The sequence below is a fragment of the Streptomyces sp. NPDC033270 genome (genome assembly GCF_055576575.1).
In genome coordinates, this window is record NZ_JBVIRA010000045.1 from 19,984 (window position 1) to 39,189 (window position 19,206).

General features: G+C 71.9%; 15 protein-coding genes. 11 read left to right on the top strand and 4 right to left on the bottom strand.

Translation table 11 applies throughout. The features are described from left to right. Positions 1-35: 35 nt before the first annotated feature. The 4 genes from ACZ5XZ_RS37355 (at position 36) to ACZ5XZ_RS37370 (ending at position 6,093) form a co-directional block, all read left to right on the top strand. A complete protein-coding gene (locus ACZ5XZ_RS37355) occupies positions 36-875 on the top strand; it encodes a hypothetical protein (RefSeq protein WP_468986631.1) in 840 nt (279 codons plus the stop codon). A 186-nt stretch (positions 876-1,061) separates the two neighbouring features. Next, entirely contained in the window at positions 1,062-1,907 is an 846-nt protein-coding gene (locus tag ACZ5XZ_RS37360) for a DegV family protein (RefSeq protein WP_468986633.1), read from the top strand. 431 nt (positions 1,908-2,338) lie between these two features. Further along, positions 2,339-3,043, top strand: a complete 705-nt coding sequence (locus ACZ5XZ_RS37365; protein WP_468986634.1) for a ComEA family DNA-binding protein — start codon at positions 2,339-2,341, stop codon at positions 3,041-3,043. Between the two features lie 530 nt (positions 3,044-3,573). Further along, positions 3,574-6,093, top strand: a complete 2,520-nt coding sequence (locus tag ACZ5XZ_RS37370) for a ComEC/Rec2 family competence protein (protein WP_468986636.1) — start codon at positions 3,574-3,576, stop codon at positions 6,091-6,093. Here ACZ5XZ_RS37370 and ACZ5XZ_RS37375 read toward each other — a convergent pair. Then, entirely contained in the window at positions 6,023-7,546 is a 1,524-nt protein-coding gene (locus ACZ5XZ_RS37375) for a PstS family phosphate ABC transporter substrate-binding protein (protein ID WP_468986638.1), read from the bottom strand. The genes ACZ5XZ_RS37370 and ACZ5XZ_RS37375 overlap by 71 nt on opposite strands. A 151-nt stretch (positions 7,547-7,697) precedes the next feature. Between ACZ5XZ_RS37375 and ACZ5XZ_RS37380 the strand changes: the two genes are divergently transcribed. The 4 genes from ACZ5XZ_RS37380 to ACZ5XZ_RS37395 are packed head-to-tail and all read left to right on the top strand — an operon-like array spanning position 7,698 to position 11,086. Next, a complete protein-coding gene (locus ACZ5XZ_RS37380; protein WP_468986641.1) occupies positions 7,698-8,435 on the top strand; it encodes a winged helix-turn-helix domain-containing protein in 738 nt (245 codons plus the stop codon). Continuing rightward, complete coding sequence (locus tag ACZ5XZ_RS37385; RefSeq protein ID WP_468986644.1) at positions 8,432-9,790, top strand: MFS transporter; 1,359 nt, start codon at positions 8,432-8,434, stop codon at positions 9,788-9,790. The genes ACZ5XZ_RS37380 and ACZ5XZ_RS37385 overlap by 4 nt, the downstream gene beginning before the upstream one ends. Positions 9,791-9,800: 10 nt before the next feature. After that, a complete protein-coding gene (locus tag ACZ5XZ_RS37390; protein ID WP_468986647.1) occupies positions 9,801-10,286 on the top strand; it encodes an RrF2 family transcriptional regulator in 486 nt (161 codons plus the stop codon). Further along, positions 10,286-11,086, top strand: coding sequence for an arylamine N-acetyltransferase family protein (locus tag ACZ5XZ_RS37395; protein WP_468986648.1), 801 nt, complete (start codon positions 10,286-10,288; stop codon positions 11,084-11,086). Before ACZ5XZ_RS37390 ends, ACZ5XZ_RS37395 begins: the two co-directional genes overlap by 1 nt. Before the next feature lie 85 nt (positions 11,087-11,171). Here ACZ5XZ_RS37395 and ACZ5XZ_RS37400 read toward each other — a convergent pair whose 3' ends face one another. Continuing rightward, the gene (locus ACZ5XZ_RS37400; protein WP_468986651.1) at positions 11,172-11,429 is read right to left on the bottom strand and encodes a hypothetical protein; all 258 of its coding nucleotides are present in this window, start codon (positions 11,427-11,429) and stop codon (positions 11,172-11,174) included. A gap of 108 nt (positions 11,430-11,537) precedes the next feature. Here ACZ5XZ_RS37400 and holA point away from each other — a divergent pair, with 108 nt between their 5' ends. Further along, positions 11,538-12,521 (top strand): DNA polymerase III subunit delta, encoded by a 984-nt coding sequence (gene holA / locus ACZ5XZ_RS37405; RefSeq protein ID WP_468986654.1) that lies wholly within the window; start codon positions 11,538-11,540, stop codon positions 12,519-12,521. 206 nt (positions 12,522-12,727) lie between these two features. Here the strand turns inward: holA and ACZ5XZ_RS37410 are convergent, their stop codons facing one another. Both ACZ5XZ_RS37410 and rpsT read right to left on the bottom strand, forming a co-directional pair. Beyond that, positions 12,728-13,636 carry a hypothetical protein gene (locus ACZ5XZ_RS37410; RefSeq protein ID WP_468986656.1) on the bottom strand — a complete coding sequence of 303 codons (909 nt, stop codon included), beginning with the start codon at positions 13,634-13,636 and terminating at the stop codon, positions 12,728-12,730. A 425-nt stretch (positions 13,637-14,061) separates the two neighbouring features. Then, positions 14,062-14,328 carry a 30S ribosomal protein S20 gene (gene rpsT / locus ACZ5XZ_RS37415; RefSeq protein WP_393486936.1) on the bottom strand — a complete coding sequence of 89 codons (267 nt, stop codon included), beginning with the start codon at positions 14,326-14,328 and terminating at the stop codon, positions 14,062-14,064. Positions 14,329-14,720: 392 nt separating this feature from the next. Between rpsT and lepA the strand changes: the two genes are divergently transcribed. Next, on the top strand, positions 14,721-16,583 hold the full coding sequence (gene lepA, locus ACZ5XZ_RS37420; RefSeq protein WP_468986659.1) for a translation elongation factor 4: 1,863 nt from the start codon (positions 14,721-14,723) through the stop codon (positions 16,581-16,583). A 572-nt stretch (positions 16,584-17,155) separates the two neighbouring features. Next, on the top strand, positions 17,156-19,045 hold the full coding sequence (locus tag ACZ5XZ_RS37425) for an AMP-dependent synthetase/ligase (RefSeq protein WP_468986662.1): 1,890 nt from the start codon (positions 17,156-17,158) through the stop codon (positions 19,043-19,045). The last annotated feature ends 161 nt before the right edge of the window (positions 19,046-19,206 follow it).

Below are 19,206 nucleotides of genomic sequence, written 5' to 3' on the forward strand. Positions count from 1 at the left end.
GGACCGGCGCCGCCGACCATGTCTGGGGAGAGCCCATGGAAGCCGTTGTCGCCATCCTCGGACTGCTCTTCGTGCTGTTCGTGCTGGCCGGCGTGTGGGTGACCGTCAAGGCGGTGAAGGCGGCCAAGCGCGGCGTGGACCGCACGGTCGCCCAGGCCCGCAGGAGCGTCGAGGACACCGCCCTCCGGGCTCGGCAGCTCGCCCAGCCCGGCGTCGTCGGCGAACTGGCGCAGCTGCGGATCTCCCTGCGCACGTCCATGCGCGCCACCCAGGACGTGCTGTACGGCGGCGCCCCGGAAGACGCCTCCCTCAGCGAGGCGATCGGCCTCTTCGAGCGGCTGAGCGCCCATGGCCATGAGCTGGACGCCGACCTCAAGCGCCTGGAGCGGGAGCCCGACCGGGCCACCATCGCCGCCCGCCTCCCGGAGCTGCGGGAGCGCATGGAGCGGATCACGCACTCCGCGGAGTCGCTGCGCTGGGCGGCCCGTGACCGCGCCCGCAAGTTCGCCGACGACGACCTCGCCGCGCTGAGCGACCAGATCGACGTGGAGTCGGGCGCGCTGCGGCACTGGACCCGGGACGAGCCGGCCACGGATCCGCTGCGGGAGCCGGTGCAGGAGCGGCGAGGACAGCAGCGCGGTCCCGGCGCCGCGAGCCAGCCGGGGGCGGGCGGCCCTGCGCGGCCGGCGGCGCACACCACAGGCGGCCCGTCGGACGCGGACGCCCGGCCGGGCCCGGCCTCGGACACCACCGACGCCGGGTACTCCTGGGGCCCGTCCCCCGAGACCCCGCAGGCGATCACCGCCCGCGACCCCCGCACCCAGCAGACCTACCCCTGGCAGAAGGCCCCGCGAACGGAGGGCACACCGACGTGAACGCGTAGGAGGAGCGGTGGGGGGTGGGTGGGGGCGGGGCGGGGGCCCCGGGAAGGCGATGACAAACGCCGAGGCTGATGACAAGGTCGCCCGGTGGGCACTTGGCAGAGCCTTGGTGAAACCGGGAAGATCTTGGGGAGGGGCCCGCACTGTGCGGCGTCCGCATCCCCGGATAATCTCCCAGTCATGTCCCGCCATGTCGCGATCGTCACCGACTCCACGGCCTACTTGCCGCGGGCGGCTGTCGAGCGCCACCGCATCACGGCCGTGCCGCTGACCGTTGTCCTGGGGGACCGGGCCTTGGAAGAGGGCACCGAGATCTCCGCGAGATCCGTCGCCCAGGCGCTGCAGAAGCGCCGCCCCGTGACGACCTCCCGCCCCAGCCCCGCCGTGTTCGCGGAGACCTACCGGAAGGTGGCGGCGGACGGCGCCGGCGCCATCGTCTCGCTGCACCTGTCCTCGGAGTTCTCCGGCACCTACGACGCGGCGGTGATGGCGGCCCAGGACGCACCGGTACCGGTACACGTCGTGGACACCGGAATGGTCGCGATGGCTCTCGGGTTCTGTGCCCTCGCCGCCGCGGAGAGCGCGGAGGCCGGCGGGGACATGGACGAAGCCGTCGCCGCCGCGCAGAAGCGCGCGGCGGGCACCTCCGCCTACTTCTACGTCGACACCCTGGACTACCTGCGGCGCGGCGGCCGCATCGGTGCGGCCCAGGCCCTGCTCGGCTCCGCACTCGCCGTCAAACCGCTGCTTCAACTGGCCGACGGGCGGATCGAGCTGCTGGAGAAGGTCCGTACGGCCTCCAAGGCCATCGCACGGCTGGAGGAGATCGCGGCGGAGCGCGCGGGCGAGGGGCAGGTCGACATCGCGGTCCACCATCTCGCCGCGGCGGAGCGCGCGGACGCCCTGGCCCAGCGACTCCGGGAGCGGGTGCCGGGCCTGAACGAGCTGCATGTGAGCGAGGTCGGTGCGGTGATCGGCGCGCACACGGGGCCGGGGCTGCTGGGGGCCGTGGTCTCGCCGCGCTGAGAAGAGACTCCAGGGTGCCTTGTGGGTGACACGGTTATCCACAACTCGGGTGCTGTCCACCGAATCTGAGGTGCCTCGGCGAGATCTGCGCGAGGTGCTTAGCGTCGGTCGGTATGAACTCGTTCCGATCCGCCCAGTCGGCTTCCTCGGCCTGGTCCGCCTCCTCGGCCCCTCCCTTCTCCTCGTCAGGCTCTTCCCCCTCCCCGACGGCCTCACCGGCGCACGCAGTGTCGGACGGCCCGCCGGGCCCATCCGTTGCGACGGGGCCGCGGGAGTGGGAGCGGGAGCGCGTACGGGCCCGTGTCGCGGCGGTCTTCGGCGACGCGGGGGCGGCCGTGCCGGCGGGACCCACCCCTCCCGGGCACGATCCACCCGGCCGACGCCGTCGGGAGCGGGCCTGGCTCGCGGTGCGTGAACGACTGCCCCTCTGGGTGCAGTTACGGTGCGGCACCGACCCCAGGGCGCTCGCCGCGCTGGCCCTGGTGCTCGTCGTCGCGGTGGGCTTCGCCGTCCAGCATTTCTGGGCCGGGCGCCCCGAGCCGGTACGCGCCCCGGTGGTCGAGGGGGCGCCCGGCGTGCCCGGCCCGGGGACCGGCACGCGACCGTCCTCCCCGCCGCCACCGCCCGCCTCATCGTCCTCCGCCGCGATGGCGAGTGGCCCGCCGAGCGGTGGGGGACGGCAGCTGGTCGTCGACGTCACCGGCAAGGTCCGGCACCCCGGAATCCATCGGATGCCGCTGGGGTCCCGGGTGATCGACGCGTTGGCGGCGGCGGGCGGTGTGCTGCACGGGGCGAGCACCCGTGGCCTGAACCGGGCGCGGCTGCTGACCGACGGCGAACAGATCGTCGTCGGCATGACCGGTGCCGGGGCCGACGCTGGCGGCACCGGAGCCGCGGGGCCTGGTGGGGCGGCGGAGGCCGGAGCCGGGCCCAGCGCGCCGAGCGGGCCGGTGAGCCTCAGTACGGCGACCGAGCAGCAGCTCGACGCACTGCCAGGGGTGGGGCCCGTCCTGGCCCGCCACATCGTCGAGTTCCGCACCCAGCACGGCGGGTTCACCTCGGTGAACCAGCTCCGCCAGGTGACCGGTATCGGAGAGCGCCGCTTCGCCGACCTCCGCCCGCTGGTGGAGCCGTGACCAGCCCGCGGCCCCCGGTGCACGCCATGGCGGCCTCCGTGCGCGGCGCCTCGGACCCGCATCAGGACGGCCCGGCCGATCTGCGCCTGGTCGCGCCCGCACTGGCGGCCTGGGCGGCCGCGGCGATCGCCCTGGGTGTGCCCGGTGCTTCGGTGGCCGTGGCCTGCGGTGCGGCCGTGCTTCTCGCAGCGGTCGCGTTACGGGTGGCCGTGGTCCGGCGCCGGACGGAGCGTGAGTCCGGGGCCGGTGGCCTGCCGGAGGCCGCGACTCCGGAACTTGGGACGCCAGATCCCGAGGCGCCAGATCCTGGGGCGTCAGGACCTGAGCCACCAGACTCTGAGGCGCCAGCCCTTGAGCCGTCAGCCCCCGAAGCGCCGGCCCCCGAAGCATCAGCCCCTGATGCGTCAGCTTCTGCAGCGCGGAGGGACGGACCGGGACGCGACGCACCGCCGCGCGACGGGTCACGGCCACGGCCACGGGCCGGCACCGGCCCGAGCGAAACGCAGCCGTCCCGCCCCCGTCCTCCCCGCATGTGGTCCGCGGGTGCCTTCGTGGCGCTGGCCGCGGCGCTGCTGTGTGCCGCCGCAGGTGCGGCGTCCGCGGCGCTGCATGCGGCGGATGTCCGGCGTGGACCGCTGCCGGCCCTGGCGGGGCGGTACGCGCGGGTCACCGCGGAGCTGGAGGTGACCGGCGACCCCCGGCTGACCAGGCCCCGGGTACGCGGATCCCAACGGACGCCCCCGGCAGTGGTGTTCACGGCCGACGCCGTCCGCGTCACCGCGCCGAGCGGTGAGGTCACGGCCGTCCGCACGCCGACCCTGGTGGTCGTGCAGCCCCGCGACGGCGACAACGAGGGCGGCCGAGGCGACGGGGCGGAGCACCCGAGTGGCGCCGCCGTGCGGAATTCCGCCGACGCCCGCCCGCCGGCTTCCGACGCCGCGGGCGCGCCGGGGACGGTTCAGCGCGCCCAGGGACGCCATGGGCTGACCTCGGCATGGCGCGGGTTGCTGCCGTCGACCCGTATCCGGGTCGTGGCCCGCGCCGTACCGCCGCTGTCGTCGAACGACCGCCTGGCCGCCGTGCTGCGGGTCGCCGCGGACGCGCCGCCGGCCGAAGTCCGCGCTCCCAGTAGCCTTCAGCGGCTGGCGGGGAGCCTGCGCGCGGGGCTCCGGGACGCCACCAACGGTCTGCGGCCTGATGCCCGCGCGCTGTTGCCGGGTCTTGTCGTGGGCGACACCTCGCGCGTGCCGCCGGACCTGGACGACGCCTTCCGCGCGACCGACCTGACGCATCTGCTGGCCGTCTCCGGCAGCAATCTGACGATCGTGCTCGCCCTGCTGATCGGCCCGCCGCATCTGGCCACGCGTGCCGAGCGGCGTGGGCTGGCGCCGCTCCTTGGCCTGTCGCTCCGCGGGACGGCCGTCATCGGCGGGGCCCTCGCGCTCGGCTTCGTCGTCGTGTGCCGCCCGGACCCGAGCGTGCTGCGGGCCGCCGCCTGCGGCCTGGTCACGCTGCTGGCGATCGGCACCGGCCGCCGCCGCTCGCTGCTGCCCGCACTCGCCGCCGCGGTGCTGCTGCTGGTCCTCTACGACCCCTGGCTCGCCCGAAGTTACGGCTTTCTGCTCTCCGTCCTGGCCACGGGCGCGCTGTTGCTGCTCGCACCACGCTGGAGCGCGGCTCTGCAGCGGCGCAGGGTACCGCCCCGGCTGGCCGAGGTGATCGCCGCCGCGGCCGCCGCCCAAGCCGTCTGCGCCCCCGTCGTCGCCGTGCTCGCGGCCCGTGTGGGCCTGGTCGCGGTGCCCTGCAATCTGCTGGCCGAGCTGGCCGTGGCCCCTGCCACGGTCCTCGGCTTCGCCGCCCTCGCCGCCGCCCCGGTTGCGCCGCCGGTCGCCCAGGCGCTGGCGTGGTGCGCGGGCTGGCCGGCCGAGTGGATCGCCGGTGTGGCCCGCACGGGGGCGGCGCTGCCGGGAGCCGAGTTCGGCTGGCCCGGTGGCTGGGTGGGCGGGCTGGTGCTCGCGGTCGTCATCGCGGTTCTGGTGGCGGTCGGCCGCCGGTCGCTGCGCCGCCCCTGGGTGTGCGTGCTGTGCGCGCTGGCCGTGATCCTTGCGGTCTGCCGGCCCGCCCCGCTGACCCGTGTCATCACGGGCTGGCCGCCGCCCGGGTGGCGTGCCGTGGTCTGCGATGTTGGGCAGGGCGACGGGCTGGTGCTGGCAGCGGGGGAGGGCACGGCGCTGGTGGTGGACACCGGTCCCGAGCCGCGCGCCATCGACCGCTGCCTCACCGACCTGGGCATCCGCCGCATCCCGCTCCTCGTCCTCACCCACTTCCACGCCGATCATGTGGACGGGCTGCCCGGCGCGCTCCGCGGCCGTTCGGTCGGCGCCATCGAGACCACGACGCTTCAACAGCCGCCAGGGCAGGCCCGGTTCGTACGCGGTACGGCTGCGGCCGCCGGCATCCCGGTCATTCCCGCCGCACCGGGGGAGCGGCGTCGCCTGGGCCCCCTCACCTGGGAAGTCCTCTGGCCTCCCGCTCCGCCCGCCGCACCGGGGCCCGGCGGCCCCGTCGCCACCGGCAGCCGCGACAGCGCCGACAGCCCCAACGACTCCAGCGTCACCCTCCTCGTCCGCACGGCAGGAATGACCCTGCTGCTGCTCGGCGATCTCGAACCACCCGCTCAGCAGGCGTTGCTGGCGGCCCACCCCGAGCTGGGGGCCGTCGACGTCCTGAAGGTGGCGCACCACGGCTCCGCCTATCAGGACCCGCCGCTGATACGCCGGCTGGCGCCGCGCCTGGCGCTGATCTCGTGCGGGGCCGGCAATCCGTACGGGCATCCGGCGTACCGGACCATCGCGGCGCTGCGTGCCCAGGGCGCCCGGGTGCTGCGCACGGACACCGACGGTGCGATCGCGGTGCTGGGCGGTCCGGCCGGGCTCGCGGCAACGGTCGCCGGACGCGGGGCTCCCGCCGGCCGCCCCCTCACGGCCGGCATACGACGACCGGCAGGCTCTGCCGGTCGGCGCAGGGCACGTGCTTGTACATCCGCATGATGTTCTTCGCCGTGTCGGAGTCCATGAAGGCCAGGAACTTCGCGGTCAGCGAGTCGTCCTCGGGCCGCCCGTAGGTGTAGAGGTACTCCACCGTCCAGAAGGGGTAGTCGCGTTGCCGTCCCCACTCGATGTCCGGTTCGTTCCCGTTCAGCCGCACACTGACCACGTGCTGCCGCTGCGCCGCCGCGTAGACCTCCGCGTAACCGATCGCCCCCGGCACCCGGTCGACCGCTTCCAGCAGGCTCTTGGTGCTGTTCACCTCGCAGCGCGTCAGGCGCGCTCGTGCGTCGCGGTCCTTGTCGCCGCAGTCGTAGGACGACACCACGCCCGGCTCCGAACGGTGCAGAACGGATGTCTCGAAGGCCCGGCGGGTGCCCGACCCGGCGTCCCGGCTGACGAGGCGGATCGGCAGGTCGTGCCCGTTCAGCTGCTGCCAGTTGGTGTACGTCCCGTCGTATATCTTCCGCACCTGGGCGGAGGTGAGGCCGTCGACGCCGGCCTTGTCGTCGGCCACGAGGCTGAGCACGATGACGCCCACCGGGTCGCCCTCCAGCCGTCGGTAGAGGGACGGCGCCGGCACATCCGACACGGCGATAAAACCGGGGCCCTCGATGGACGCGGGCCCGGCCTCCCGGCTGAGGTTGCCCAGGCCGGACAGGCTGCCGCTCTCCAGGACCGTGACCTCGGCGTCCGCACACCGGGCCCGATACTGCCGGGCGACCTCCCGCATCGGCGGGGCGAACGCGGTGGATCCGTCGTTGGTCAGCCGCCCGGCGGCGCATTCGCCGGGCACCGGCGTCACCCCGCCGCTGAGCAGCAGCCCGCCGAGCAGCCCCAGCAGGACGATGAAGGTGCCACCCAGTGCGAGGCTGAGCTTGCGCGGCCCCCAGCGCTGGGCGTTGCGCCGGATCCGTCCGCCGCTGATGAACCCGCCGACGGTCACGGTCCCGGCCGCGCCGCCGGCGCGTCCGCCCTCGGTGCCCTGGTCCGTATCGGAGCTCGTGAGGAGCACCAGCAGCTTGAAGTGGTTCCGCTTGTTCAGAGGCACCTTGGGGATGAACAGCCGGCCGCCCTCGTGCCGCAGCCCACCGCCGTTGCGGGTCAGTATGCGCACCAGGTCCGTCGGATTGGCGTCCGGCACCTCGGCGCCGATGACGGTGCGTCCGGCGAACTCGACGGTCAGCGCCTCCTGATAGTCCTGCCGGACGATGTCCTTGCCGCCGTCGTTCTCGAACCGCAGCAGCGCCAGCGTCGCGTCGCTGATCTCCTGCCGCAGCAGCCGCAACTGCACGAGGCTGTGCGCGTCTTGGGGGTTCATGCCGATCGCGGTGTCCATCTGGACCCGATAGCCGATCCGCTTACGGCCCGGCAGAGACCGCTCCACGGCCCACACCACGGCCGTCGCCACGAGTCCGGCCGCGGTGAGGATCGTCTCGGTGTCCGGCAGAGCCACGGCAACCTCGCACAGATGCTCGGACGACGGGATGTCAAAACTTTAAGGACCCCCACCACACCCCGAGACCTCTTCGGTAGCCCGTCACCAGAGGTTCATCGGCTGCCCTTTCACCCTTGTAAAGGAACCTTTCTAAAGGTATCTTTAGATCATGGTGGAGGAAACGAAGCGGACCACGGACCCGGAGTCGGCGCGCGCTGGGGATGCCGTGGCGTCGCAGCCCCGGTCGGACCCATTCGCCGACCGCACTCATCTCTCCGACCCGCGCGCCTTGCGGGCCTATGCCCACCCCACCCGCATGGAGCTGGTCGGGTTGCTGCGGCGCGAGGGGCCGCTCACCGCCACCCGGGCAGCCGAACTGACGGGGGAGTCCGTCGCCAGTTGCTCGTACCACCTGCGGATGCTCGCCAAGTACGACCTGGTGGAGCAGGCCGAGGGTGGGCGGGGGCGGGAGAAGCCGTGGCGGGCGACCACACAGTTCACCGACTGGCCGGAGTGCTCCGAGGATCCCGCCGTCATCGACGCCTCCGCGGCGCTGAACGTCGTGCTTGCCGAGAACTACTTCGCCAAGATGACGCGCGCGTTGGAGCAGCGTGCGACCCTGCCCCAGGTGTGGCAGCAGGCCGAGCAGTACGGGGATGTCTCGCTCTATCTCACCGCGAGCGAGCTCACCGAAATCGGCGAGCGGATAACGGAGTTGCTCGCACCGTATGCGGCACGGCTGCAGGTTCCGGAGTCCCGTCCGGTCGACGCGCGACTGGTGAGCTTCCTGCGGGTCGCCTTCGTACGTCATGCCGAGGTGGTCGGTGGCGGCACGTCCCGGATCGCGGACGAGGTGGACGGGGACGCCTGTCGCAAGGAGCCCCCGGCCAGAGACGGGGCCGCATGAGTGCATGGGCGGCACGCGTCCCCGATCTCTTACGCAAGCGCGCGTTCCGCCGTTACTGGACGGCCCAGTCCATCTCCCTCGTCGGCGATCAGATCTCGCTGATCGCCATCCCGCTCGTCGCTGTCCTCGTCCTGGACGCCGACGCTGCCGAGATGGGGCTGCTCAAGACCGCCGAGCTGCTTCCGGCTCTGCTGCTGAGCCTGCCCGCGGGCGCCTGGATCGACGGGCGTTCAAAACGCCGCCGAATCATGATCGCCGCCGATTTGCTGCGTGCGGTGCTGGTGCTCTCGCTGCCTGTCGCCTACACCCTGGACGCGCTCACGCTCACTCAGCTCTACGCTGTCGCCTTCGCCGTCGGCGTGTTCACCGTTCTCTTCGACATCTGCAATGCGACCCTCTTCGTCTCACTCGTCCCCAAGGATCGCTTCGTCGCAGGCAATTCCCTGCTCAACGGCAGCCGCGCGATGGCCTTCGTCGGCGGGCCCGGCGTAGGCGGCCTGCTCGTCCAGCTGCTCGCCGCGCCGCTGGCTCTGCTCGCCGACGCGCTCACCTTTCTGTGCTCCGCCGCACTGCTGGCTCGGATAGCGCCTGCTGAGCCGCCGCCCGCGCCACCGGCAAAGGGCTATGTCACCGAGGGGCTGCGCTGGGCGCTGCGGCATCCCGCTCTGCGTGCGATGTTCGCCGCCTCCGGCACGGTGCAGTTCTTCAATCTCATGTTCCACACCCTCTTCGTGCTCTACGCCACCACCGAACTCGGCTTAGGGGCAGGCCAATTGGGGGTGATTCTCGGAAGCGGGGCGATCGGCGGCCTCATCGGCGCGGCGGTCGCGGGCCGTGTCGTCAGCGGTATCGGCATCGGACCGACCATTCTCCTCGGATTCGCCGGATTCACCGTCCCCCTCCTCCTCGTCCCGCTGGCCGGCGGGCCCGGCCCTTTGGTCATCGCCCTGCTCTTCCTCGCCGAATTCCTCTCCAGCGTCGGATTGATGCTCTTGGACATATCCTCCGGGTCGCTGCTCGCCGCGTTGACGCCCGATGCCTTGCGCTCCCGCCTCACGGGCGCGTCCCGCACCGTGAATTACGGCTTCCGCCCTCTCGGCGCCCTGGCCGGAGGCGTGCTGGGCACGGCCCTGGGGCTGCGACCCAGCCTCTGGGTCGCCACCGCAGGCGCCACACTCTGCTTTGTCTGGCTGCTCCCTTCGCCCGTGCCGCGGCTCCGCGCCCTCCCGGAGGCAGCCGTCAACCAGGAGCCCCCTCCCGGGCCGGACCCTGTTAGTCGTCCCGACTTACCAGGCGATTCCGTAGGGCCCGTGTGCCGAACACGCCAGGGCGCTCGGCGGAAACAGGATATGTAGACTCCAGGTTATGAGGATGAGTGAAGGCGTCGAGTGGGGCCTGCACTGCTGTGTGACGCTGGTCTGGCTGGAGGGGGAAGGGCCGGTCTCCACGGCCCGGTTGGCTGCCTCGTTCGCGTTGCCGGCGGCTTACTTGAACAAGCGGCTGCAGGCTCTGGTGCGGGCCGGGATCCTGACGTCCACGCCCGGGGCCCGGGGCGGCTTCCAGTTGGCGCGGGCGCCGGAGCGGATCACGCTGATGGACGTAGTTGCGGCGATCGAGGGCACCGAAGACGCTTTCCGCTGTCAGGAGATCCGCCGGCAGGGGGCCGGGGCCGAGCACCCCGGCCGGGAGTTCGGCCGGCCGTGCGGAATCTCCACGGCGATGCGCAAGGCCGAGTTGGCCTGGCGGCGTGAGCTGGCGGCGCAGACCATCGCCGATATCGCTGCGGGGACCCCCGCTTCCGCGGTGGAGCAGACCCGCCGCTGGTTCGCTACGGAGAGGACGCACACCTGATGGACACCACTGCCGTCGACGCCTACCTGGACCGCATCGGGGTCGTACGGCCCGCGGCCCCCGACGCCGACGCGCTGCGCGCGCTGCACCTCGGGCATCTGCGCACCGTCCCCTTCGAGAACCTCTCCGTCCACCTCGGCGAGGAGATCGTGCTCGCGGAGCAGCCGCTGCTGGACAAGATCGTCGGTGCCCGGCGCGGCGGCTTCTGCTACGAGCTCAACGGTGCCTTCGCGATGCTGCTGCGGGCCCTCGGCTACGAGGTCGAGCTGCTCGCGGCCCGGGTGTTCGGTCCCGACGGGCCGGGGATTCCGTACGACCATCTCGCGCTGCGCGTCCAGACGCCCAGCGGGCCTTGGCTCGCGGACGTCGGCTTCGGCCGGAACAGCCACCTCCCGCTGCGCTGGGACAGCCGTGCCGAGCAGAGCGATCCCGCCGGGGTGTTCCGGATCGAGGAGACGGCGGAGGGGGACCTCGATGTGCTGCGGGACGGCAGGCCCCAGTACCGGCTTGAGCAGCGTCCGCGTGCGTACGCGGAGTTCGAGGTCGGCTGCTGGTGGCATCAGACCTCGCCGAAGTCGCACTTCACGCAGTCCCTGGTGTGCTCGCGGCTGACCGAGACCGGTCGGGTGACGCTCTCCGGCCGTACGCTCGTGATCACCGGGGCGGACGGTGCGCGGGAGGAGCGCCAGGTGGAGGCGGGCGAAATCCTCGCCGCCTATCGGGAGCACTTCGGGATCGTTCTGGAGCGGGAGCCCGTGGTGGCCAAGGTGCGGGTGCCCGGGGCGGGCTCCCAGCCGTAGGAAGCATGGGCATGGGCATGGGCATGGGCATGGGCGTGGGCCTGTGCCCCATCGAGGGCGTGGGCCCTGTGCCCGCCGACCGGTGCTACTCGGTCTCCAGCCAGCCCTCGTACTCCGCCGCGAGCCCGTCCAGCTGCGCCGGTTCGTGGGTGGCGTCCGGGTCTTCGACCACCACCAGCCACTGGGCGTCCTCGGCGTCGTCCTCACCGGCCAGCGCGTCCCGTACGAGCAGCGGTTCCTCGGTGACGCCGAAGCGGTCGGCCAGGGCCTCGGCCACCTCCTCGGCGGCGTCGCGGTCGGGCAGGACGAGGACATGGCGTGCGGGGCGGGCGTTGTCGTTCACCCGCCCATTGTCCGGCAGGAGGCCGGTGGCTCCGGCGGACGGGGGCGGCGGTGGGCCGGGCAGCCGCCCGGGCGGCGTTGTCAGTGGGGCGTGGGATGCTGGACCGCGATGGCCAGGAAGACAGCTCATGATGACCCCCTCGCTCCCGTCACGATCGCGGTGGGCCAGGAAGACCTGCTGCTGGACCGCGCGGTACAGCAGGTGGTGGCGGCCGCGCGGGCGGCCGACGCGGACACCGACGTACGCGACCTCACCCCCGATCAGCTGCAGCCCGGCACCCTCGCCGAGCTGACCAGTCCCTCGCTCTTCGCGGAGCGCAAGGTCGTGGTGGTGCGGGCCGCCCACGACCTGTCCGCGGACACCATCAAGGACGTCAAGGCGTATCTGGGCTCGCCCGCCGAGGAGATCACGCTCGTCCTGCTCCACGCCGGCGGCGCCAAGGGCAAGGGCCTGCTGGACGCCGCTCGTAAGGCCGGGGCGCGCGAGGTGGCCTGCCCCAAGATGACCAAGCCCGCCGACCGGCTGGCCTTCGTACGGAGCGAGTTCCGCACGGTCGGGCGATCGGCGACGCCGGAGGCATGCCAGTCGCTGGTCGATGCGATCGGCAGCGATCTTCGTGAGCTGGCGTCGGCCTGTTCGCAGCTGGCGGCCGATGTCGAGGGCACCATCGACGAGGCCGTCGTCGGGCGTTACTACACGGGCCGGGCCGAGGCCTCGAGCTTCACCGTCGCGGACCGTGCCGTCGAGGGGCGGGCGGCGGAGGCGCTGGAGGCGCTGCGCTGGTCGCTGGCGACCGGCGTCGCCCCCGTCATGATCACCAGCGCGCTCGCCCAGGGCGTCCGGGCCATCGGCAAGCTGGCCTCCGCCCCGCGCGGCGCGCGCCCCGGTGACCTCGCCCGTGACCTGGGCATGCCGCCGTGGAAGATCGACCGGGTGCGGCAGCAGATGCGCGGCTGGTCGGCGGACGGCGTGGCCACAGCGCTGCGGGCGGTGGCCGCGGCCGACGCGGGAGTCAAGGGCGGCGGGGACGACCCGGCGTACGCCCTGGAGAAGGCCATCGTCGCGGTGGCCCGCGCGGCGCGGTCGCGGTGATGCGCGGGAGCCGGTGACGTACGGCGGCGGCGTGACGCGCTGACGCACGGGCGCGGAGGGGTGCGGAGTGCGGTGACGTACGGGGGTGGGGTGTGCGGTGACGTACGGGGGTGTGGTGCGGCGCGCGGGGCTACGGCGTACGCGGTCCAGGTTCGTTGCCGCAGCCGTGTCCGCCGCCCTGTCCGCCGCCGTGGCCGTTGTCGGACCTACCGCGACCCTGAGTTCCGCAGGCGCTTGAGGGTCTCCGTCGCGCTGGTCTTCAGCATGGTCGCGACCTCGGAGGAGGTGGGCGGCTTGCTGGAGCTGCTGCTCGATGCGTAGCTCGACCACGTCGACTGGTAGGTCATCCAGCCGTCCCGGACGCCGAGGATCACATAGGAGCTGGTGCTGCTGCCGCCCTCGTCGTTCCGGGTCACCAGATACGCCTCGTCGCCGAGGCCCGCAACGGACTCGACCTTGTAGCCGACCGAGGTGTCCTGCTTCTCGTACGAGCGGTAGCCGTCGGCGAACTCCGGGGCCGGGTCGGTCTTCTTGTGCAGGGTGGCGGTGTTGTACAGCCAGGTCGAGGAGTAGTCGGAGCTGCCGGCGTTCTTCCGCTGCAGCGAAACGTTGCACCACATGGTGTCCAGCGACTTCTGCTGCGCGCCGCTGTGCTGCGGGTTGGCGTCCTTCGAGGTCGAGCCGGTGTTCTTCTTGGTCTCGAAGTCGGCGTTCTCGAACGGGGTCATCGAGGTGGCCGCGCACAGATCGCTGGTGTAGCCGTAGCCCGCGAGGTCGGGGCTGGGCTCGGAGGAGAATCCGCCGGTGGCGAACAGCAGTGACGCCCCTATCGCGGACGCGGCGACCGCACCGCCGAGCGCCCAGAGCCAACCGGAGGCGCCGCGGCCGGAGCCGCCGGAATCACCGGGTGTCCCTGTGGGGGCGGCGGGCACGCCGGGTGCCGGATAGCCGTAGCCGACGCCGGGGGGCTGCGCCGGCGGGGCCTGCGTATAGGGGTTCTGCTGGGGCGGCACCGGCACCGGCACCGGCACCGGGCTCTGCGCCGCCGGCACCTGGCCGTAGGGGTTGGGCTGCGGCTGGGCGTAGGGATTGTTCGGATCCCCCGAGATGGACATGGCCGCAGCGTAGCGGACCCCACTGACAGCTGAACCGAATATACGACCGCATCTACGTCCATCGCCGGGGCGGCCGGAACAGGGACAAGCGGCCTGCGAAAGGGCGGATGCGAGTGAGGAAGGAACAGACGTAAGTGAAGGGCGCAGACGCGACGAAAGGCCCCGCCCACCCCGGGGAAGGGGAGTGGCGGGGCCTTCGCGTCAAGCGACTGCGGCTTCGTCGGCGGTGGTGGCCGCCGGGTGAGCCGGGTGCGCCGCACCCGCGTGGCGAACGCAGGCCGTGTGCGGCGCGGTGGTGCACCGACCAGGGAGCGGAGAGAGGGGCCGCTGGGTCCCTGTCGGCAGGGGTGCTGCGGGCAGCTGATGCTGCGGGTGGAGGAAGATCAGGGCCTTGGACAGGCCGGCGATCTTCTTCCGGGGGAAGGTCAGGCCTTGAGGGCCGCGACCTTCTTCGCCAGCGCCGACTTCTTGTTGGCGGCGGCGTTCTTGTGGATGACACCCTTGCTGACGGCCTTGTCGAGCTTCTTGGCAGCCTCGGCCTGGGCGGTGGTGGCCTTCTGCAGGTCACCGGCCTCGATGGCCTCGCGGGTGCGACGGATCGAGGTCTTCAGAGCGGACTTGACAGCCTTGTTGCGCTGACGAGCCTTCTCGTTGGTCTTGATCCGCTTCATCTGGGACTTGATGTTCGCCACGAAAGAGCCTTTTCAGGTTCGTTGGAGTTTCGAGTTGCGCCACGCACGAGAGAGGGCACGAAGCGCAGTGGACCAGGCTACCAGCAGGGTCTACAGCGTCCCAAACCGGGCCCGCGGTGGGCCGTGGGCCGCCGCAGGGAGTGGCCGAGGCCCCCGCCGGAGCCAGCCCGAGGCCCCCGCCGGAGCGGCCGAGGCCACCCTCCGTATGAGCCTCGTACGCGCCCCCACCAGGCCCCGTGGAGCCCTCCGCGCGGGCGCCCGCAAAGCCCCGCGACCGACCCGGTACGACCGGCACCCCGCCCAAACCCGACCGACCTCGCCGCTCATGGGACCATGGGGGAGACGTCACATACCCGAGTCCCGCCTACCCGCGTTCACTGAATGGACCCTGCGTGCCCGCGACCCCTACGAACGTGCCGGAGCCGAGCCGTACAGACCCGGCTCTCATCCGTAACTTCTGCATCATCGCGCACATCGACCACGGCAAGTCGACTCTCGCCGACCGGATGCTCCAGATCACCGGCGTCGTCGACCAGCGGCAGATGCGCGCGCAGTACCTCGACCGCATGGACATCGAGCGCGAGCGCGGCATCACGATCAAGTCCCAGGCGGTCCGGCTGCCCTGGGCCCGCAGCGACGAGGAAGGTGGCCCGACCCACATCCTCAACATGATCGACACCCCTGGTCACGTCGACTTCACCTACGAGGTCTCCCGCTCGCTGGCCGCGTGCGAGGCCTGCATCCTCCTGGTGGACGCCGCCCAGGGCATCGAGGCCCAGACCCTCGCCAACCTCTACCTGGCGATGGAGAACGACCTCACGATCATCCCGGTCCTCAACAAGATCGACCTGCCGGCCGCCCAGCCCGAGAAGTTCGCCCTGGAGCTGGCGAACCTCGTGGGCTGCGACCCGTCCGACGTGCTGAGGGTCTCCGCCAAGACCGGCGTGGGCGTGCCCGAGCTGCTGGACAAGGTCGTCCGTGAGGTTCCGGCCCCGGTCGGCACCAAGGACGCCCCGGCCCGCGCGATGATCTTCGACTCGGTCTACGACTCCTACCGCGGCGTCGTGACGTACGTGAAGGTCGTCGACGGCACGCTCAACAAGCGCGAGCGCATCAAGATGATGTCGACCGGCGCGGCCCACGAGCTGCTGGAGATCGGCACGAACTCCCCGGAGATGACGGCCGCCGACGGCCTCTCCGTCGGCGAGGTCGGCTATCTGATCACGGGTGTGAAGGACGTCCGCCAGTCCAAGGTCGGCGACACCATCACCCAGCTCACCAAGGGCGCCACGGAGCCGCTGGGCGGCTACAAGGACCCCAAGCCCATGGTCTTCTCGGGCCTGTACCCGCTGGACGGCTCGGACTACCCGGAGCTGCGCGAGGCCCTGGACAAGCTCCAGCTCAACGACGCCGCGCTGGTATACGAGCCGGAGACCTCGGCCGCCCTGGGCTTCGGTTTCCGCGTCGGCTTCCTGGGCCTGCTGCACCTGGAGGTCGTCCGCGAGCGCCTGGAGCGCGAGTTCGGCCTCGACCTGATCGCCACCGCCCCCAACGTGATCTACCGCGTGATCATGGAGGACGGCGTCGAGCACGAGGTCACCAACCCCAGCGAGTTCCCGGTCGGCAAGATCGACGAGGTGCACGAGCCGGTCGTGCGCGCCACGATCCTGGCGCCCAGCGAGTTCATCGGCGCGATCATGGAACTGTGCCAGACCCGCCGCGGCACCCTGCTCGGCATGGACTACCTCTCCGAGGACCGTGTCGAGATCCGCTACACCCTCCCGCTGGCGGAGGTCGTCTTCGACTTCTTCGACCAGCTCAAGTCCAAGACCCGCGGCTATGCCTCGCTGGACTACGAGCCCACCGGTGAGCAGATCTCCGACCTGGTCAAGGTCGACATCCTGCTGCACGGCGACAAGGTCGACGCGTTCTCCGCGATCACGCACAAGGACAAGGCGTACGCGTACGGCGTGCGGCTGGTGGCCAAGCTGCGCGAGCTGATCCCGCGGCAGGGCTTCGAGGTGCCGATCCAGGCCGCCATCGGCTCCCGGGTCATCGCCCGTGAGACCGTCCGCGCCATCCGCAAGGACGTCCTCGCCAAGTGCTACGGCGGTGACATCTCCCGTAAGCGGAAGCTGCTGGAGAAGCAGAAGGAAGGCAAGAAGCGGATGAAGATGGTCGGCAGCGTGGAGGTCCCGCAGGAGGCCTTCATCGCGGTGCTGTCCTCGGACTCCGACGGCGAGAAGAAGAAGTAGCCGCAAGAAGCAGCAGCAAGTAGCAGAAGCAGGAAGAAGTAGCCGCAAGAAGAAGCAGAAGCGGGCGGCAAGAGCGAGGGCAGGGCGTCGGCCCCCTATGGGGCGCGCGCCCTGCCCTCGTCTTCGTCTTCCGGGGCCCTGTCCGACCTCCGCCCCTCCCCCTGGGGCCTGTGTGGGCCCTCTCCTAGCCCCCGGGGGGCTTCAGGTCGCACGTGGGCCCTTATTGGACTCTCCGGGGCGCGTACGACGTACGGGTGTCTGAACGCGGACCGGGCTTCTGAACGCGTACCGGGGCGTGCGGGCGCGCACCGGGCGCCGGGACGTGCATCGGGATGAATGCGGAGCGCGCCGTTCCGACGCGGCGTGACCGCTGTCGCCCGCTGTGGTCTGGTGGCGGTGACCGGCCCGGCTCGCATATCGGGCGATGAGCGTGCTACGTACACCTATCGCACTGGTCACATCGTGAACGAGTCGGTCTCAGGCCCTTACGCGGCGGCCCGACGCGCTCTACTCTGATCACGCTCAAGGTTACTCGCGAGTCACCAGCAACGAAGCGGGCCCCGGAGGACGCCGTGACGGACACCTACACGCTGATCGAAAACCGGCCGCCCTCGGTGGCGAACCTCTTCCTGGAACGGGTCGCGGCCACGCCCGATATCGAGGCCTATCGCTATCCGGTCCCGCCCGCCTCGGGCCAGGGTCCGGACGACTGGAAGGCCATCAGCTGGGCCGAGGCCGCCGACCGGGTCTACGCCGTGGCCGCCGGGCTGATCGCACTGGGCGTACGGCCCGAGGAGCGGGTGGCGCTGGCCGCCAACACCCGCGTCGAATGGATCCTCGCCGACCTCGGTGTGCTCTGCTCCGGCGCCGCGACCACCACGGTCTACCCGAGCACCAACGCCGAGGAGACCGGGTACATCCTCGCCGACTCCGGCAGCCGGGTGCTGATCGCGGAGGACGCCGGACAGCTCGCCAAGGCGCGTGAGCGGCGCGCGGAGCTGCCCGACCTGGCGCACGTCGTCGTCATCGACGACACGGGCGCGGAGCCTGCGGCCGACGACCCCGAGGGCTGGGTGCTCAGCCTCGCCGAGCTGGAGAAGCGCGGCGCCGCCCATCTGGAGAAGCACCCGGAGTGCGTCAAGGAGCGGGTCGCCGCGCTGCGCGCCGACCAGCTGGCGACGCTGATCTACACCTCCGGCACCACCGGCCGCCCCAAGGGCGTACGGCTGCCGCACGACTGCTGGTCGTACATGGCCCGCGCGATCCAGGCGACCGGGCTGGTCACCGAGGAGGACGTGCAGTACCTCTGGCTGCCGCTGGCGCATGTCTTCGGCAAGGTGTTGACCGCCGGGCAGATCGCGCTCGGGCATGTGATCGCCGTGGACGGCCGGGTCGACAAGATCATCGAGAATCTGCCGGTGGTGCGGCCGACGTACATGGCGGCCGTACCGCGGATCTTCGAGAAGGTCTACAACGGTGTCGCGGCCAAGGCCCGGGAGGGCGGCGGCGCCAAGTACAAGATCTTCCAGTGGGCCGCCGGGGTGGCCCGCGAGTACGCCAAGGCCTCGCAGGACAACTTCCAGCGCACCGGCAACGCCTCGGTGCCGTTCGCGCTCGGCGCCAAGCACAAGGTCGCCGACACCCTCGTCTTCGCCAAGCTGCGCGAGGCATTCGGCGGGCGGCTGCGCGCCGCGGTCTCCGGTTCCGCCGCGCTCTCCCCGGAGATCGGCTACTTCTTCTCCGGTGCCGGCATCCACATCCTGGAGGGCTACGGCCTGACGGAGTCCAGCGCCGCCAGCTTCGTCAACCCCGGTGAGGCCTACCGCACCGGCACGGTCGGCAAGCCGCTGCCCGGCACCGAGGTCCGGATCGCCGAGGACGGCGAGATCCTGCTGCGCGGCCCCGGCATCATGCAGGGCTACCACGGCCTGCCGGACAAGACCGCCGAGGTCCTGGAGGAGGACGGCTGGTTCCACACCGGTGACATCGGCGAGCTGTCGGCCGACGGCTATCTGCGGATCACCGACCGCAAGAAGGACCTCATCAAGACCTCGGGCGGCAAGTACATCGCACCGGCCGAGGTGGAGGGCCAGTTCAAGGCGGTCTGTCCGTTCGTCTCCAACGTGCTGGTGCACGGCGCCAACCGGAACTTCTGCACCGCGCTGATCGCCCTCGACGAGCCGACGATCATGGGCTGGGCCAAGGAGCACGGCCTGGCCGGCAAGTCGTACGCCGAGGTCGTCGCCACCGACCAGGTCCGCGAGCTGGTCGACGGCTACGTCGAGCGGGTCAACGAAGGGCTCCAGCGCTGGCAGCAGATCCGCAAGTTCCGGCTGCTGCCGCGCGACCTGGACATCGAGCACGGCGAGGTGACCCCCAGCCTCAAGGTCAAGCGGCCGGTGGTGGAGCGGACGTTCAAGGACCTGCTGGAGGAGATGTACTCGGGGGCACGGGAGGCGTAGGGGGCTCTGGGTGCTGTGGGGGGGGGGGGGGGGGGGGGGGGGGGCGCCCCCACCCCCCCCCCCCCCCCCCCCCCCCCCCCCCCCCCCCCCCCCCCCCCCCCCCCCGGCCCCGTGCATGCGCCACCGGCCCCGGCTCAGTCCCGTACGACGCCCCAGCGCAC

What these genes read in the sequence shown, in the direction of transcription:
- ACZ5XZ_RS37410 (WP_468986656.1), bottom strand. Translation starts at nt 13,636, where the DNA reads ATGTCCATCTCGGGGGATCCGAACAATCCCTACGCCCAGCCGCAGCCC.
- ACZ5XZ_RS37385 (WP_468986644.1), top strand. Translation starts at nt 8,432, where the DNA reads ATGAGTGCATGGGCGGCACGCGTCCCCGATCTCTTACGCAAGCGCGCG.
- holA (WP_468986654.1), top strand. Translation starts at nt 11,538, where the DNA reads ATGGCCAGGAAGACAGCTCATGATGACCCCCTCGCTCCCGTCACGATC.
- ACZ5XZ_RS37360 (WP_468986633.1), top strand. Translation starts at nt 1,062, where the DNA reads ATGTCCCGCCATGTCGCGATCGTCACCGACTCCACGGCCTACTTGCCG.
- ACZ5XZ_RS37380 (WP_468986641.1), top strand. Translation starts at nt 7,698, where the DNA reads ATGGTGGAGGAAACGAAGCGGACCACGGACCCGGAGTCGGCGCGCGCT.
- ACZ5XZ_RS37395 (WP_468986648.1), top strand. Translation starts at nt 10,286, where the DNA reads ATGGACACCACTGCCGTCGACGCCTACCTGGACCGCATCGGGGTCGTA.
- ACZ5XZ_RS37355 (WP_468986631.1), top strand. Translation starts at nt 36, where the DNA reads ATGGAAGCCGTTGTCGCCATCCTCGGACTGCTCTTCGTGCTGTTCGTG.
- ACZ5XZ_RS37370 (WP_468986636.1), top strand. Translation starts at nt 3,574, where the DNA reads ATGTGGTCCGCGGGTGCCTTCGTGGCGCTGGCCGCGGCGCTGCTGTGT.
- ACZ5XZ_RS37390 (WP_468986647.1), top strand. Translation starts at nt 9,801, where the DNA reads ATGAGGATGAGTGAAGGCGTCGAGTGGGGCCTGCACTGCTGTGTGACG.